This is a genomic window from Limnothrix sp. FACHB-406 (genome assembly GCF_014698235.1).
Lineage (GTDB): Bacteria > Cyanobacteriota > Cyanobacteriia > CACIAM-69d > CACIAM-69d > CACIAM-69d.
Genome location: NZ_JACJSP010000012.1, coordinates 118,576 through 135,390, shown reverse-complemented (window position 1 = coordinate 135,390; position 16,815 = coordinate 118,576). Strand labels below are relative to the sequence as shown.

The following is a 16,815-nucleotide window of genomic DNA, read 5'->3' as shown; positions in this document are numbered from 1 at the left end:
GCTACTAGATAAATTGCGATATTTGCAAGTTGTACTCGGTCGCTATGGCTCAATCAGTCATTGGAGCTATGATTTACTGCCAGAAACTCTTGTTGCCTAGAGTATGAAGTTTTGTGTTTAGATTCAGCACTTCTGGCTGCCTTGATATTGAATGAAGTGGGGTAGGTTTGCCATCGTCATACAAGGACAAATGATCTTACAGTGGCTTATCAGGATGGTTTGAGCTTATCGCTTAATTCAAGCATTTTTTTGAGGGCGACAGAGGAGGCAAGGCTGAAGTCTAAGACGGCTAACAATTCATTCGGCTGCAATGATCGCCCGTTTCACCAGGTTCTCTGCCATCAGGTCGTTGAGGCTCATCAGTTGGCCAGCGGTGGCCGTCGTTTCGCCGCGCTTCCAGGCGAACACATCGGGGCCGTACTGTGGAACCAGCACGCCGGTCACACCCAACGACACATCATCGCCAAAGAGACGATTAATCGAGCGTTATGCACATTATCCACTAACTTATCACTGGATCCACTAACTTATCACTAGTAAATTAAGCACCAAGAAAAACTTCTTCTCGATGAAAACGAAGAAAATCTGGTTCAGGATGAAACTTTTCAGGCAGCCGTAGTTGACTACCAGCATAAGAAACAAAGTTAATTTCTAGTGTTTCTTCAGGTAGAAACTCTTGAAGACAGCGACTTAGAACTAAATTATAATTTTCATCAAATGTGATTAATCCCTGATCAAAGGCAGCATCATGAGTGCGTGCAAGACACAATCCATTATGAGGATTAAGACGATGCTCTGATTGTTCACGCCAAGGAATAATATGGCTTGCAATTAGCAGTTCTGAAATAGGATTTCCGGTGATACAACAACGGTTGCTATATGATGACAAAACCATCTGTCGAAAAAAGTTTTGCCCAATCCTAATTTTGGTTATAACTTGGGCTTCCGTTGCCTCTATGCCTCGATCTGGAGGATATTTGGTTGAAGGTGGCTTAGATGTTTTAGACTTTTGCTTGATAAGCGCTTGATTAAGAATAGAAGGTTCAAACCCAACTAACTCTTGAAAACGCTCCTCACTTTCCGTTCCCAACTGTTCCCAGTTTGCTGCAAATTCTTCCCAAATTTCTTGGTCAGCCTTACTTGCTCCACTCAACCCTCGAATACCACGTGCTTGATGTACTGGATCAAGAGAGGCAAAATTGCTGAGTTTCATTGCTAGACTACTAGGCGTTCTACCGAGCTTTGCAGCAACCTCTATGATGATCGGTGTTTTGTGATGAAACTGGCCAAATGATAACTTGCAATACAAATTCATTGCGATAATAAGTTCATCTCGTGTCCAGGATTTTCTAAGATTCATGAACTCCCAACCTCGTAATCCTAGAATGTTAGATCAGTTTAAGAACTATCGAAACCTGCCAAAACAGCGCATCTGCCTTGTGAAATCCGGCAGTGCTTGTGAAGTTTCGGTAAATGATTGCTTATACCGTAGAACTTTCACTAGCTCATCATTACTGAATTACGGCACTGCCCACGAGAATAATTAGGCTTCAGCCCCCATAATGGATTTGCTAATCAAGGTAGCATACGGCTACTTTATCCGGATTTCCTTAGATTTGTATCAAGCAGTTATAGTCTAACTTATATGGAAGAGGTACGACCCCGCAACTGCAAGATAATACTCCCACCTATAGAATTGTTATTGCAACGATCGCCCTGGGATCGTCACAGCCCTAGCCCAGCAGTGCGATCGCCCGTTTCACCAGGTTCTCCGCCGTCAGACCGTTGAGGCTCATCAGTCCAGGTTGTTAGGTCGCTTTCAACGATCGCTCTTCCCAAGCTGCAACCAAAAATGCTGCCATTGAACCTGCCAAATTGACGGCAAGGGTAGCATGTCGAGGAGAAGGTTTAACAGCTTTTTTACCTTTGCCATGAGCATCACTCAGCTTGTTGCGTAAAGTACCAAGCCCTTGAATTACTGTTTGACAACCACCAAGAATTTGCTTAAAGATTTCTTCTTGATGTTGTTCAGGAGCCATATTAAGTTGTTTGGCAGTTTCTTTATAGAGTTTGGGTAAGTCATCTTTATCACTATGAGCAATACCTGCTTCATCCAAAATATGTTTACAAACTGATTCGATTAATGTACGTGCCATAGTAATTGCTGCTTCTGGATCTTCATTGCGACGTTCAAGCGCTTTTTGCCAAGCAATGTGAACATTTTCAATATCGAAATTGATAAGAATAGCGGAGATATCATCATCTGCTGGATGAGCCGTACCAATATTTTGTTCTAAAGAAGCAATTAATAAACTAAATTCTTCCCATATAAACATTCGCCGTTCCTGGTAAGTACTGAACCTTGATTTAATGAAACCCCAGAACTTTGAAAGTTCATCGCAAGTCTTAACAAACTGAGGAAGAATATCTCTGACTGAACTATCCCTTAATAACTCTAAGCGAAGTTTACTGTACTCTTCGTCACAGGCATCACAACCTGTTGCACGATTAATAAGTATGTTTTGTAGTTGCCGTACTTTGTCTAAGCGTGTCAGCATAGTTTCTAAAACCTGGATTCCAACCTGTACTAACTCAAGTTTCAAATTAGCGTTAAAAGGCTTACAGATAAGCTCGAAGTACAGCCTCAACCAGTAACTCTGCAACCTAACCATTCCTTAGACTGTCTTTGGTGAAAAAGGTATTATCCCGCAGTTGCAGGATAATACCCCCACTTATAGGACTGTTACCGCAACGATCGCCCTGGGATCGTTACAGCCCTAGCCCAACAGCGCGATCGCCCGTTTTACCAGGTTCTCCGCCGTCAGACCGTTGAGGCCCATCAGTTGGCCAGCGGTCGCCGTCGTTTCGCCGCGCTTCCAGGCGAACACATCGCGCGGGGCCGTGCTACGCAGGACGATCGGCTCCAGCATCGCACTCGTACCGCCAGTCACGCCCAACAACGCATCACCGCCAAAGAGCCGATCGAACGTCGCATCATCCACAAAATGCGCATCCGGCTCCGAGCACATCTCCACCGCCACATCAGTCGATCGGTAGAGGCGACGGGGGCTAATCACCGCCACAATCCGCGAACCAATGCCCTGGGCCGCCAACTGTTCCGCCGCCGCGATCGCCGGAGTCAGCGTCATGTCACCAATCACCGCCAAGACCACGGTTTTCTCACCGGGCGTTTCTTGCAACACAAAACCGCCATCCTGCAAGGCTTGGCGCGTTTGCTCAAAGGTCGAGACGATCGGCAACGGCGACTTACTGACCGTAATTGTGATCCCCTTATTCACCTGAGCCAGCGCCCACTCATAACAAGCTTGGGTGCTGTTGGCATCGCAGGGGAACAGCGGGAAGATGTTGCCGTTGCGCATCATCGCCGCGAAGTAGTTTTCGATTTCCGGGCGTTGGTGTGTCCAGCCGTTACGGCCCTGCTCCAACGCGCCCGCCGTGAACAGGCAGACCGTGGCGGGCGTGGGGCGGCGCAGTTCGGCCATGGCTTGGGTGACGGTTTGCCAAATCGGCAGCCCGTTGATCGCGAAGGATTCGTAGGAACACCAGAGCGATCGCGCCCCAAACAGCGCTTGACCCACGGCCAACCCGGCGCAGGCATCTTCGTTCAGGGGTTCATAGACCTGACCATCGGGCTGTTGGAAATAGATGGGGTCGGTGGTGGGGTGAACGATCTTCAGGCCCACGTTGATGTTGTTGATCCCCGAAGCGGCGTTACCGTCGGCGTTGGTGACGATGAAGTCCGGGTCGGCCTTGCCCACTTGCACCACCAGATCACCCATGGCCGTGGTCGAAACTTTCTTTTCGCCAGCGGGGAATTCCACCAGGTTCAGCTTGCCCAAATCTGCCAAGGGGCGGACGCTTTCGGTCACGGCCACTTGGGAGCCGGGGCCACCGCCCGATCGCTCAAAATTCGTCCGCACCAGTTGCCAAGCCTCCGGCGACAGGGCCCGCTCCTTCAGGGCCGCCACAATGTAGTCCCGCTCCAGGTTGTCGCCGGGATAGAGGTTGTGAGATTGGGCCCCGCGCTTGTGGACACCCGCCCCCTTCAGTTGCTTGATGATCAGCACCGTCAGCTTGCCACCCAAGGCCAGTTTCGCCGCCTTGTCAGTGGCTTCCAGCACCGCCTGGGCAAACACCAACCGCTGGGCAAAGGAGAACTGGGTGCTATCGACGTAATCGCCCGGTTGGTCGGCATCGTCGAAAGCCTTGGCATCCAGCAGCACCACTTCTTCAAAGCCATTGCCGCGCCAGTAGGCTTCCATGGCGGCGTTGGATTTGGTGGAGACCATGCTGTGGTGCTCTTGGCTGTAGCCGTTCCAAACCAAGATCGGCAGGAAGTTGGTGGCCTGCGGATAGGCGGTGTTGAAGTGACCAAAGCTGCTCATGATGTAGGGTTCGCCCAGGCCGCCATCCCCGATCGTCACGGGGAAGAGGGTTCCGGGAAACAGCTTTGCGCCGGCCATGGCGAAGTGCTGACCCTGGCCGAGGGGGCCGGCGGGGGCGAGCAAGCCGGGGATTTGACCGGACAGGTGACCCAGCAGACCGTGGGTTTCCCGGAACCGATCGCGCAGTTGCTGTACCGTCGTGATGCCCATGGCTTCGAGCGATCGATCCAAGAACACCTGAGAATAGAAACCGGGGGCATGGTGGCCCACTTCCGTGGTGAAGTTCTTGTAGCCCAGCATGATCAGCGCCGCCATCACATCGGCGGAACTGGCATAGCCGCCGGGGTGGCCCGATTCCTTGCTGGCGGTCATTTGCACGGTCAGGTAGCGCAGGGCATCGGCCGCCAGAAGAGTTTGGAAGGCCGCCGCTCGATCGCTCGGACTGGCGATCGCCCCTGTGGTCGCATCCACGGCTGGCGCAGCACCCAGGGTGTCAAATTCGGGCCAAGGCGCACCGAAGTATTGAATGCCGTCGCAAAACGCAGGCGTGGTCGTGGGTGCGGGGGTTGTGGCGGTCATGGGCAATTCACCTAGTGGTTCGACTCTCTCGACTGTAAGGCCAGTCTTGAGGCGATATTTTACAACCTTGATGTTGCTAAAGTCGCAAGCCGATCGAAACCGGCCTCTTGGCTGCCTGTGGTGCGGGTGGCCGGTTGGCGGGCCGCGGGCGGCGACCATCGGTCAAACTAGCTTGTAAAAATCAAAATGGGTCACTGGTAATGTGGTCTTCCCAGTTGCGATCGCTGTTAATTGGTGAACTGAGTTGGCAGCGATTGATTCGATCGATTGTTTTTGTCTATGTGGCAATTACGCTGTATGTCTTCTTTCGGGCGGATAGCATGATCTTCTTGCCACCGCCGCCGAGCTATGTTGACAGTCCTGAAATTTTGAAAATTCCGGTCAATCCTCGGGAAAAAATTTCAGCCCTTTATTTGCCACAGAAAAACGCCCGATCGACCATTCTTTATATTCACGGTAATGCCAGTGACTTGGGGCAAATTCGGTCCTGGCTGTTTCAGTTACATAACTGGGGCTATCCGGTGTTTGCCTACGATTATCGTGGCTATGGAACCAGTGACGGCAGCCCCAGCGAGGCCAATGCCTATGAAGATGCGGAAGCGGCATATCAATATCTCACCCAAACTTTGAAAATTGCGCCGCGCAATCTTCTGGTTTATGGGCAATCGCTCGGGGGCGGATCGGCCACGGAGTTGGCGCGACGGCATCCGGTGGGAGGCTTAATTTTGGAAAGCACTTTCACCTCTGCTTTTCGGGTGGTGTTGCCGATTGCGATTTTCCCCTTTGATAAGTTCACCAATCACAGTAAGTTGGCCCAGGTGCGATCGCCCGTTTTAGTCATTCATGGTCAACAGGATCAAACGATTAATTGGTCCCACGGGCAGCAACTCTACGCCGCTGCTCCCGGAATGAAGCGATCGCTCTGGATCGCTGGTGCCGGCCACAATGATTTGAGTGAAGTGGCGGGCGATCGATTGCGGCAGTCTCTCGCGGAATTTGCCGCCCTAGTCGAGACCCAAAACGCCGCGCCCTAGGCCATCAAACCTGTTGATAGACTGGGGGAAATTCCCCGATCGAAACTGGTCGCCTATGTTGACCCTGGCGCAATGGACTGTGGCGGAATATCACCAAATGATCGCGGCGGGCCTGCTGGTCGATCGCCGTGTGGAACTGTTGAACGGGCAAATTATTGAAATGTCACCGGAAGGGCCGGAGCATACCTATCGCGGCGAAACCCTGGCGGAGTGGCTGCGCGATCGCCTGCGGGGGCGAGCCTATGTGCGGGAAGCGCGACCGATTACCCTAGACCATTCGGAACCGGAGCCGGATATTGCAGTGGTGCGGGGCGATCGATCCCAATTTGTCCAACGACATCCCGGCGCGGCGGATTTGTTTTGGGTGATTGAAATTGCCCGATCGACCCTGAAAACCGACCTAACCCATAAGCGAGATCTCTACGCGCGGGTGGGAATTCCGGAATATTGGGTGGTGGATTTGGTGAATCGGCGGGTGGTGGTGTTCCGGCAACCGGAAGCGGGCCGCTACAGCCAAGAGGAAACGGTGAGCGATCGCCCGATCGCCCCGCTGGCTTTCCCGGACTGCGCGATCGATCTAGTCCAGCTCTTTCAACCGTAAGCAAATCGGGCGTAGGCAAATCGTGAATTTCCTGCACTAGGGGCCCGTACGGAACGAGGGCAAGGCTTCAAATTGGGCAAACTCCGATTCAAGTTTCCACTGCACCCGGGCGCGATCGCTCTGGGCCAAAAAGCCCCGACAACCCGCCGAAATGGAAGCAGCGTTGGGCGAATCTTGGGCACAGGCGGCAGTCACTGCGTCAAAATTTGACGAATTCCAAAGACTGACTCCCGAGAGGAAACTATATTCCAAACTATTGCGCGCCAACCGTTTGAGATCGGCATAGCTCAACTGATAGCGCAAGATTGCCAATCCATACTCGTTGCTCAAATCAATGCGAGCAATGCCCTCATCATCGGAAGCCAACGTCATCGGCACACCGGCCGCCAGATATTCGCGGAAGGGATGTTGGTTGCCAGCCACATTCAAAATCACCTCATTGCTGGTGAGGCAAATTTCGACTAACACCCCCCGTTTGCGCATTTCTGCCATCAGTTGAAAGGGGTTGTTTTCATAGAGAATGCTCACCCCATGGCCAATGCGACTGGCCTGAGCCACTTCCACCGCTTGACGAATATGAAAACGCAGATCATTCGGTGGCACTAAGCCCAGGGTTAATTCCCCTGCGTGAAGAGAAATTTTGACTTCCGGAAACTGCGTTTTTAGAAATTGCAACATCTGCATTTGTTGCTGGTAGTCGCGCAGGGCCACCGGATTATCTTCGGGCGCAACTAAGTTGATCCCCACAACGCGAGAGTTTGCTTTAGCCAACTCAAAGGCATAAACAAATTGGGCAAAAACTTCTTCGGGCGCTTTGGTGCGTGTGGTTTGTTGCAAATAGCGCACCGTCACTTCACAGCCCGGTTGAGCCATGGGCGTATCGCAGCGTAAAGTGCTGGCGACCTGGCGTTCAAGATTCGCCACCTCCTGGCTCCCTCGGGCCACCAGATCCATTAAGCCGCGATCAAGCAGCGCGCGCCGCATTTGGGCAAAGTCGCCACTCCAGCCCACCGCCCGCCCCAGTTGACGCACTTCAGCGCCTTGAACGGTCATCAACAGCTCTAAATAGAAAATATGCTGATCAGCGGCGCGATTGGCCACCTCCGCCACCATGTCATCCTGGCGCGACGGAGCAGAAGAAATTTCCGAAAAGCCGCCAAACGCCTGGAAAAATTGATCATGTCCCGATCGATTGGCAAAAGGCAGATTGCGCGTTGACCACAGATTAATCAGGGCATCGTAGGTGTCAGGACGATTGGGCAACTGCGAGGCGGGAAAATAGCGGCTGTTTTGACCACAGGCACTCGGTGGAATCAGGGTCAGGGCCTGGGGATCAATGCAGTAGCCATCGGCGGCGGCCCACTCCAAATAACGCTCCGCATAAACGGCCCCGCTCAGGTGTGTATGAATGTCGCCCCCTTTCGGCATTCGCTGCACAAAGGCCCGAATCGCAGGGGGACTGGCGCGGTGTTGCTCCAGCCATTGGCTCACTTGGGCTTCGGCATCACGGCGCGATCGCGGGTTTACGGGAGCTTCTTGGGCGGCAACGCTGGAAACAACCAGGCCAGAACCAAGCAACAGTCCCCATAAAACAGCGAAGGAGGAAAGTTTGGGCATGGAAAACCGGGGGGCGGCGAGAGAATTTTGGTGAACTGTACCGCCAATTTTTGCTCAATCATTCAACCATATTCAAATTCTAAATAAATTTACATTTATGTTTTCAATATCTGTCTGAAAATTAGCTGAGGATTGCAATATCTTTCTGGAAATTATCCATTATTTACATCATTTACCTTGTCAATAAGAGACTCAAGCCCCTTGTCCCACGTGATTTCATGGCGGCAACATCTATCTGAAAATCAGCCAAGGATTGCAATATCTTTCTGGAAATTATCCATTATTTACATCGTTTACCTTGTCAACAAGGGGCTTAAGCCCCTTGCTCCACGTGATTTCATGGCGGCAATGTCAAGGTTTTGGGTGATTTGATTAATAGCCTGAAGCCTTTTTTTTGATTAATAGAGTGAGCATTAGATCGACATTTGGCTTGATTTGACTTTTTAAGCATCCTCTAGGGGCTGTTTTTGGGTTTGGAATCAGCTTGAAACGGTTGCAAAATCGCTTGGGTTTCCGGGTTGTAGAGCCGGAGATAATTCCAATAATTGCCCAACACATTTTCTACATAGCCGCGCGTTTCCGAAAAGGGAATTTGCTCCACAAATCGATCGAGATCCGCCGTGCCAAATTGCTTCACCCAGCGGTTCACATTGCCCGGCCCGGCGTTGTAGGCGGCGACGGCTAGCAGACTGTTGTTGTTATATTCCCGGTGGGTATAGTCCAAAAACCAAGTGCCGAGTTTGATGTTGTCCGGGGGATTTTCCAGGGTGTAATCCTTGAAGCCGATTTTGTTGGCTACCCATTCGCCCGTGGAAGGCAACACCTGCATTAAGCCCACGGCATTGGCGATCGAGCGGATGTCGCGCTCAAAGTGAGACTCTTGGCGAATTAGCCCCAACACGAGGGCTGGATTCAGATTTTGGGCCCGGGCCCCGGCGGCGATCGCATCCCAATAGGGACGGGGATAGAGCCGCCGCCAATAGTTCAAGTCTCGACGGGCGGCCGCAAACTGTTCCCGATCGCCCGGTTCCTCTCGCCACCGCAAATTGGCCAGGGCGAAAAGACCGGCTAAATAATCGCCATTGCCCAGTCGCAACGTGCCGTCCGTATATTGCTCTGCAAAGGTGGGCTGGTTGCGGTTTTGGAATTCCGTTTGCCAATAGTCAAAGGCAGCGCGGTCTTGCTCCAGTTGATAGAGCGCTTGCAGGGTGGGCGATCCGGCGGGTAAGGGAGCGCGGGGGGGCGGTGGTTGCAGGGTGGGTTGCCCCGATCGAATGGTGGTGAAATCTCCGACCGGTAACCCCAACTTCACCGCCGATCGCCAGGCGTAGTAGGACTCGGGATACTGTTGCAGGGTGTGGCGGTAGGCCGCTTGGGCGGCAGCTTGGTCTCCCAACTGGGCGGCCCATTGCCCGGCCCAAAAGCTGGCCCGAGGGGCATCCTCATGCTCAGGGTTCTGTTGCACCAGGGCGATCGCCCATTGGCGGGCCGCTTGGGGGCTGGTGGTGGCGGCTTCCTCGGCCAGTTGCCAGCGCAAATCGCCGGCCGCGTCGCTGTTGCTGAAGGTTTTGAAGAGTCGATCGCGATCGGCCGTGGTGGGCTGTTGCTGATTTTTCAGGATCCGCACTCGCTCCAGCAGGGCCCGAGGGGCATGGTTGGGGTTGGCCAGGGCGCGATCGAGCAGGGCCAAACCTTCGGCCGGCGGCACTAACCGGGCCAAACGGGTCATGCCAAAGGCCGCTTCCGGAGCTTGGGGAAATTGCTGAATCAGGCGACGATAGCGGGCGATCGCCTCGGGCCGTTTGCCGCCCAGTTGGGCCCCCCGCCCGGCCCGATAGGCATGGAGCGGGCTGGGCGTGGCTTTGGCGTAGGCATCACCGGCCTTGGCGTATTGACGACGATCCCAATAGATCCGCCCGATCGTGGCCCAATCGGCGGGGGTGATAGCAGTGGCGAACTGACTTTCTAAGGGCCCCAGATAGTTGCCCACGTCCCGCGCATCGGGGGCATGGCGCAATAGATATAGGAACCAGTCGGGGCGATCGGGCGTTTGGGCTAACCGTTGCTTGGCTACCGCGATCGCCCGGGGATGCGATTTCCAGGGAGAATCGGCCGCCACCAGGCGATCGAGCCACTTTGGATCCTGTTGACCCAACCCATAGAGCGCTTCCGCCGTGGCCGGATCCTGGGGAAATTGCTTCAGCAGGGTTTGCCAGGTTTGGCTGGCCCCAGCCCGATCGCCCCCTTGGAGTTGCGCCTTGGCCCGCAGGGCCAACACCGGAGCCAACAGCACCGGATCATCAGCATTTTCCAGCCACTTCAGGGCCGTTCCATGGTCTTTGACGCTCAGGGCTTCCGTGGCCAACACATAGCGTGCGCCCGATCGGGTCAAGGGGCTGGCCGACTCCGCCAACTCCGTCAGGGGAGGCACTTTGGCCGCTTTGGGATCCTTGGCCTCGGGACTGGGCGTTTCTTGGTGAATTCGGGCCGCGGCCACTTCGGCTAATCCCATTGTGGGGGACTGGTTAGCCTGACGATTGGCCAACCAATCTCCCATGGGCGACAGGGCCGCACCAACCCCCAAGGCCACGGCTCCCGCAGCCCCCAAACCCACCACCCAAGGGCGATCGCGCCACAGGTGACGTAACCCCACTGTCCAAGTTGCAAACTTCACGGCCGGCCTCGATCGCAAGACACCCTAGCCATTGTGCCGCAGTCCCTAGGCCGATGTGGGCTGGGCCACCACCTCCGACACCGGCACCACCTCTGCCCCTTGGCAAGTTGGCAAGGGTTCAATCAAGGGTTGATTCAACAACACCATGGTGGTGCTTTGGTTTTCCTGGAAACCAATCCGTTCATAAAACGCCTGTTGATTGGTGGTCATTAAATAGACTCGCTCCACCCGGCAGAGTTGTGGGTGCGCCAAAACCGTTTGCACCAATTTGCGCCCAATGCCAGCCCCTTGATAGGTGGGATGAACCACCACATCCCAAATCGTGGCCCGATAGATGCCATCGGAGGTGGCCCGGGCAAACCCAATCAACCGATCGCCATCCCAAGCGCTAATCACCGGCAAACTGTTGGCCACGGCCAATTCCACGTCCTCTCGGCGGCGATCACGCGCCCAAAATGCCGTGTCCTGAAACAGTTGATGGAGTTGGTCAAAATCAATCTCTTCGGCGCGATCGCGAAACTGAATATGGCTGCAATCGAGAGGCATGGCAGTCGCGGGCAAACAACGACAATTGCAGTTGATGGTAAACGACCCATCCCAACTTTGGCAGCGTCCTGGCACACGGAAATGCAGCCAGGTTCGATCGGCCCAAAATTCTTTCCAAAATCCCTTCCAGAATCCCTTGCTCCAAAACCTGACCCTAATCAGTCCCTAACCTGTCCCTAATCGATCCCTAATTTGTCTCGGGTAGGGTGTTGGGGAATGGCTGCCGGGAATGTACCGCCCTCCGTCAGCGCCCGATCGCGCCCTTGATCCCAACTCGCTCCGAAAGCCGGGATCAGCAAGCCGGGATCAACAAGCCGGGATCAGCCCTTGCCGCAACATCTGAAATATGAAGGGCGATCGCGTCAATTTTCCCCAACCCGCTAGCAAGCACTATTGGGTTCATAACCATTTGTAAGTAAATCGCAACTAAAAAGCCCCATTTCTGACTTCTTTATTGCTATAGATCGCATTTTTTAACAGTTGCGAATTATTTCAACCTACGGGGATCAAACCCATTAGAATCAAATCAGTTAGCGCTAGACAACCTAGTTAGTTAACTCCCTTAACCATCGTTTCAAGTTATTGCCTCGTTTCGTAGAGGGCTACATAGACCTTGTGGCTCTGTTCGTTAACCAAAACCCCAGTGGTTTTGATGGGCTTGTAACATGCAGCATTGTCATTGATTCTGAATCAGAATCCTCTCGGAAGTCTTAGTTGGCTAAAATAATCATTAGCCAATCCGTTAGCCAATTAGTTAGCTCAGCTAAAGCGCAGTTGGTTATCCGTCTTTCGCAGTTGGCTTGTCACGATTTTGCGGTTCGCTGTTTCTCATTGATCGTTTGATCAGTCAGTTCTTGCTTGTTTTGTGGAACTGCTGGCAACTGAAGACAGGTTTTCTCGGCTTTTCGACCTTGATGATGTTGATGGCTGGCTTGAGTTCTGATTAACTCGCTGGCTCCGCTGAACATCACGGGTCACCCTTTCGATATCTCAAAGTCTCAAACATTTCGTCTCAAACATTTCTGATGACTTAGGAGGCTCCCTAATTCCTCTCTGATTGCTGTTTGTGTTTGATTTTGATTTGACTTGCATTTGACGACGATTGATGATGTTGGATTTTGGTTGGGCTTGGTTGGACGAAAACTGGATTAAGTCGTTTTCAGTCTCAAAGATTCAGTTGGAAAGATTCAGTCGGTCTGAATTCGCCTAAGACCAAGCCCCCATTCCACCATCAAATTCTCAAGTATCGGCCATGAGCATGGTGATCTGAGGCTCAAAACAAGACCGGAAACGGCCATGTCGGCAACCGCTGGAGCACTGTCCTAGCAATCGCCAGCCCAAGCTTGGCCTCGATTTGGTCAAAGGGTTTGGGTCGCCTGTGTCGGTTGCAAGCCTGCCCATGGCAACGTTTGTTGCTGATGTTTCTGAGGTTTTTGAACGTTTCTTGCCAGAGGCTTTCTTGCCGAAGGTTTGCTGTTGAATTCCGAACTGTTTCCATTGTCGAATTGAGTATTAGCTGATTGAACGCTGATCGAACATTGCTTGAATAATGGATCAAAGAGCCACCCTCATTGGGTGGTTTCTTTTTGGGATGATTTGCTGGGAATTGGCAACAGCTTGCTGTAGGGGAAACTAGGGGTTAGGGGCGCGATCGGGCGGCTTTGGTTGCGGCGCAGTTTCTTGGGCGATCGGTTGCACCACTTTCGCGATCGCCTGTTGTACAAACCGTTTTACAAACTGATCGCGTTGTTCTAGCTGAAACTGTTTTTTGACCACTTCGCTAATGCCACCATCGCCCCAATCTTGATCGTGACGAAAATATTCAATGAAACTGCGGCCGGCAATGCGGGTTAAATAGGCCGCTGTCACCGCTTGGATGGCTCGGCTGATGATGGCGGTGGCGATGTTCACCTGGAGCGCGGTAGTCAAAATTCCCATGGCTCCCTTGACAATGCCCAAGCCGGTCATGGTTTTGGCGAGGGACAGGGCCAACTCCTGCGCCCGATCGCCACTTAAGTTACAGCCATAGACCTTGCCCAACTCCAAAATCATCTGGGCATTGACCGCCGCCGTGGCCAGCAAATCCACCACCGGAATAGGCGTGACGGCGACGGCCCCCGCCCCCAGCCACTGATAGCGATCGACCACGGCTTCGGCCTGTCGTCGTCGCTGGGCATCAATGAGTTGGCGGGCCCGATCGCTCAAGCGCTGGGCTTGCAGCAACATATTGTCCGCAATCAGTTCTTCCCCTTCGGCCCGCAACACCGCCACGATCCGCCGAATCAGGGGCATAATTTCCGGGTCAGGGGTCAGGGTTTCCCCGTTGGGCAACCGCACCGCCGCCGGCCGCGCCGCGATCGGGACAATATCCGCCGTGGGGAGCTGTTCTGCCAACCGTTCCCGCAATTTGGCCAAAATCGCGGTGCGATCGGCCTCGGGGTAGCGATCGGTTTTGTTGAACACCAGCAGCGATCGCTTCCCGATCGCCAACAACTGTTGCAATGGCTCCAATTCCGACTGCTGCAAGTCGCCTTCCACCACAAAAATCAGCAAGTCCGCTTCAGCCGCCAGCCGCCGTGCCTGGCGATCGCGCTGGGTTCCCGCCACCCCCGCTTCCAAAATGCCCGGCGTATCCGTAATCAACAAGGCGCGATCAATTTCCGGCAGCGCCAGCCGATAGGTTTCGCCCTCTTCCGTTGTGCCCATGGTGGGGCCAATGGTTCCGGCCACCCGTCCCAGCAGGGCATTAACCAAGGAGGTTTTGCCCGCTGACCCTGTGCCAAACACCACCAACAGCAATTCGCCCCGGGCCAAGCTGCTTTCAATTTCGCGCGATCGATCCAACAGGGCCTGCCGCGCCACCCGATCGCGAATTAAGTCCACCTGGGCCCGCACAGCCTCCAGCGCCGCGCCGGCCGCTTCGGTTTTCACTTCGGAAACGGTGGGGCTGGGTTCCGGGAGAGTGGGGGGCGTTTGTCCGGTGATCGATCGCTGGGTCACCTGCCAGAGCGATCGCCAATCTTGGGGCCAATCCAGGGGCCGCACGTACCGAAAAAACGCCACCAGCAAGGCCCCCAACAGGGCCAAGGTCAACAAGACAACCACCGGCCCCAAAAATGGGGCTGTCCAACTCACCTGCCAGTAGAGCTGTTGCAGGGCGCTGACGAGCCAGAGCACCAGCGCTAAGATGACGCAAAGCCCAGTCAGGACAACAATAAAGCGAGTTAGGGTCATAAATACTGAATCATGAATACTTGACGATATCGATGGATGCTGAATAAAGTGTGAAAAACTTAAGTTTGAATCCAAGCTTTAAGAAAGAACACCTTATTCAAGTATCACATTCTGCGTCAGGCTAATAAGTCGCAAAGTTAGGCGGAATCAATTCAATGAATAAAATTACAGAGGCTGTGAATCTATTCAAGTCTAACATCAAACTATTTAGTGCTATTGTTCTCACGGTCTGGCTACCAGGCTCGCTCATTTGCAGCTATTTTGACTTCTATGTTTTTCCAGAATGGGCTAATGGTGATGAGATGAGTTTTCTAAAATACTCAATGCGTCTCTCAAGCACCATTGAGTTTATTGTCAAGCCAATCTACATTGGCGGATTATTCTATGGAGCATCTCAATTCCAAAAAGGATTGGCCGTCAGCTACCAACAAGCGATGACCTATGCCTTTCGTAGGAGCTTTAAGATGCTTGCGACGAGTATAACGACAAATTTAATTATTTTGGGAGGAACAGTTTTATTTATTATTCCCGGTGTGATTTTAGCATTGCGCTTTGCACTAGTAGATCCAGTTGTTGTTTTGGAAGGAACCACTGGCTCTCAGGCTAGACAGCGCAGCACCCAGTTAACTCAAGGAAGGCGATGGAGAATTGCTGGAACTACGGTATTGAGCGTTTTAGTTACAATTCTGCTTATGGGTATTGCTTCTGTGGCAATTTACATTCCTTCTGGATTCATGGGACTGGAAGAAAGTTTTATCATCCATGTAATTGCTACGGTGCTGACTAATGTTATTGCTATTCTTCCTTATCTAGTGATTTTCTGTTTTTATTGGGAGAGTGCAGAACCCATCAACAAGGTCAGCAAAATTAAAATTTCTCGCTATCTCTAGTTTTCTAGCCTGAATTCCTATTCAATCCTGGCGGCGATCGACCATGGCATTCAGCAGGCGATCGCCCAAACAGTCGAGCCGCTGCAAAGCCAGATTACCGGTTTACAAACCGAGATGCAGCGGGTGATTAAGATGATTGAGGGGATGCAAAACAGCTAGCTGTCTCCCTTCGCTTGCAACGATCGCCCAAGTCAGACTTCCGTTGCATCATTCTGGCCGCGTTCGAGCCAGAGCAATGCGGATTAAACTGATGCGCCATCCAGCAAAGCCCACCCGATCGGTCGAGTGGGCTTTGTTTTTTGTGACTTCGATCGCCATCAGTGCTCACACTGGGCTGTAGAGTCTCGGCAGCATCAACGGTGACGGCAATGGAAGACTTAGTGCTGACAGAACTCAAGGAAGCTCGCCGTAAGGGCTGGCGGCGAGTCAAGGAATTGGTTGGCGAGATGGCCGCTGAGTGGCTATCCCTAGACGAAGAAAACCCATCACCAGAAACCGAAGAGCGCCTAGAAAATTTGAAACAGCAAGCCTTTGAGCTGCTAGACACGCTCATCCCTGACTGCGGGTGGATTCGCTATGGGGTCTACGATCCCGAAAATGACGGGGATGGATTTGTGATGGTCAGGATTTGCCACAATGACGTGGATTTTTCGCGAAGTGAGTGCATCACCACACCGATCGTGCGTCCCGCCACCGAGTCACCAGCGCCTGAGTCATCCGCGATCGACCTGCTGAAGGCCCTGGGGGAATAGATGCGGGGAATCGTTGCGTTTTTCGCTTGGGCCGCAATGGGTGGGGCGATCGGCTGGGGCTGGGCTGCAATCAAAGCCGCTCTAATCGCCAGTGACCCCGCCTGGGGGGGAGGATTCTACATACTCACCATCTTTGTTTGGCTGCTGAGCATCGCGGCTGGATGTGGACTCCTGGCGAGTTTTTTTTGGATGGAGCGCCGGGCAGCGATCGCCCTCGGACTTTTAGCCGTCTTCACCTGCGTCCTGGGCGAACTGACCCACGACTATCGGCGCTGGCTCTCAGCCCAGCCGCCCACCAAGCCCGCAGACCTCACCACACTACTCGCCTGGTGGTCGCAAGCCAGCAACGAAGAAATCCAAAGCCGCAGTCGTCGCCGTGGCACGGTTGGCCTTCCCCGGTGGCTGGACTTGGGATTGCAATGGGGCATTGTCAGCTTTGTTGTAGGAGGGGCAATCGGCAAGCAGTACGACGACTAATCGAT

General features: G+C 53.2%; 13 protein-coding genes. 5 read left to right on the top strand and 8 right to left on the bottom strand.

All coding sequences use genetic code 11. From position 1 onward, the window contains the following. Positions 1-297 precede the first annotated feature (297 nt). The 4 genes from H6G53_RS12935 to H6G53_RS12920 all read right to left on the bottom strand — a co-directional run bounded on the left by H6G53_RS12935 (position 298) and on the right by H6G53_RS12920 (position 4,985). Positions 298-435, bottom strand: coding sequence for a hypothetical protein (locus H6G53_RS12935; protein ID WP_190533552.1), 138 nt, complete (start codon positions 433-435; stop codon positions 298-300). A 106-nt stretch (positions 436-541) separates the two neighbouring features. Further along, positions 542-1,360 (bottom strand): HNH endonuclease, encoded by an 819-nt coding sequence (locus H6G53_RS12930; protein WP_190533536.1) that lies wholly within the window; start codon positions 1,358-1,360, stop codon positions 542-544. Between the two features lie 448 nt (positions 1,361-1,808). Continuing rightward, the gene (locus H6G53_RS12925) at positions 1,809-2,558 is read right to left on the bottom strand and encodes an abortive infection family protein (RefSeq protein ID WP_190533533.1); all 750 of its coding nucleotides are present in this window, start codon (positions 2,556-2,558) and stop codon (positions 1,809-1,811) included. A gap of 219 nt (positions 2,559-2,777) precedes the next feature. Further along, positions 2,778-4,985: a phosphoketolase gene (locus H6G53_RS12920; RefSeq protein WP_190533530.1), complete on the bottom strand. Its 2,208-nt coding sequence runs from the start codon at positions 4,983-4,985 to the stop codon at positions 2,778-2,780. A 200-nt stretch (positions 4,986-5,185) separates the two neighbouring features. On the opposite strand from H6G53_RS12920, the gene H6G53_RS12915 reads away from it, so the two are divergent. Together H6G53_RS12915 and H6G53_RS12910 are read left to right on the top strand one after the other, a co-directional pair. Next, entirely contained in the window at positions 5,186-6,019 is an 834-nt protein-coding gene (locus tag H6G53_RS12915; protein WP_190533526.1) for an alpha/beta hydrolase, read from the top strand. A gap of 55 nt (positions 6,020-6,074) precedes the next feature. Then, positions 6,075-6,620, top strand: a complete 546-nt coding sequence (locus H6G53_RS12910) for a Uma2 family endonuclease (RefSeq protein ID WP_190533523.1) — start codon at positions 6,075-6,077, stop codon at positions 6,618-6,620. 36 nt (positions 6,621-6,656) lie between these two features. Here H6G53_RS12910 and H6G53_RS12905 read toward each other — a convergent pair whose 3' ends face one another. The 4 genes from H6G53_RS12905 to H6G53_RS12890 form a co-directional block, all read right to left on the bottom strand. Further along, positions 6,657-8,237 (bottom strand): adenosine deaminase, encoded by a 1,581-nt coding sequence (locus tag H6G53_RS12905; protein WP_099534199.1) that lies wholly within the window; start codon positions 8,235-8,237, stop codon positions 6,657-6,659. 454 nt (positions 8,238-8,691) lie between these two features. Next, positions 8,692-10,911, bottom strand: coding sequence for a transglycosylase SLT domain-containing protein (locus tag H6G53_RS19300; RefSeq protein WP_190533520.1), 2,220 nt, complete (start codon positions 10,909-10,911; stop codon positions 8,692-8,694). A gap of 45 nt (positions 10,912-10,956) precedes the next feature. After that, a complete protein-coding gene (locus H6G53_RS12895; RefSeq protein WP_190533516.1) occupies positions 10,957-11,457 on the bottom strand; it encodes a GNAT family N-acetyltransferase in 501 nt (166 codons plus the stop codon). Between the two features lie 1,632 nt (positions 11,458-13,089). After that, a complete protein-coding gene (locus tag H6G53_RS12890; RefSeq protein WP_190533513.1) occupies positions 13,090-14,691 on the bottom strand; it encodes a YcjF family protein in 1,602 nt (533 codons plus the stop codon). A 155-nt stretch (positions 14,692-14,846) separates the two neighbouring features. Between H6G53_RS12890 and H6G53_RS12885 the strand changes: the two genes are divergently transcribed. The 3 genes from H6G53_RS12885 (at position 14,847) to H6G53_RS12875 (ending at position 16,810) form a co-directional block, all read left to right on the top strand. Continuing rightward, positions 14,847-15,581, top strand: coding sequence for a glycerophosphoryl diester phosphodiesterase membrane domain-containing protein (locus H6G53_RS12885; RefSeq protein WP_190355979.1), 735 nt, complete (start codon positions 14,847-14,849; stop codon positions 15,579-15,581). Positions 15,582-15,949: 368 nt separating this feature from the next. Further along, positions 15,950-16,333 carry a hypothetical protein gene (locus H6G53_RS12880; RefSeq protein ID WP_190533510.1) on the top strand — a complete coding sequence of 128 codons (384 nt, stop codon included), beginning with the start codon at positions 15,950-15,952 and terminating at the stop codon, positions 16,331-16,333. Next, a complete protein-coding gene (locus tag H6G53_RS12875; protein ID WP_190533507.1) occupies positions 16,334-16,810 on the top strand; it encodes a hypothetical protein in 477 nt (158 codons plus the stop codon). Positions 16,811-16,815 lie beyond the last annotated feature (5 nt).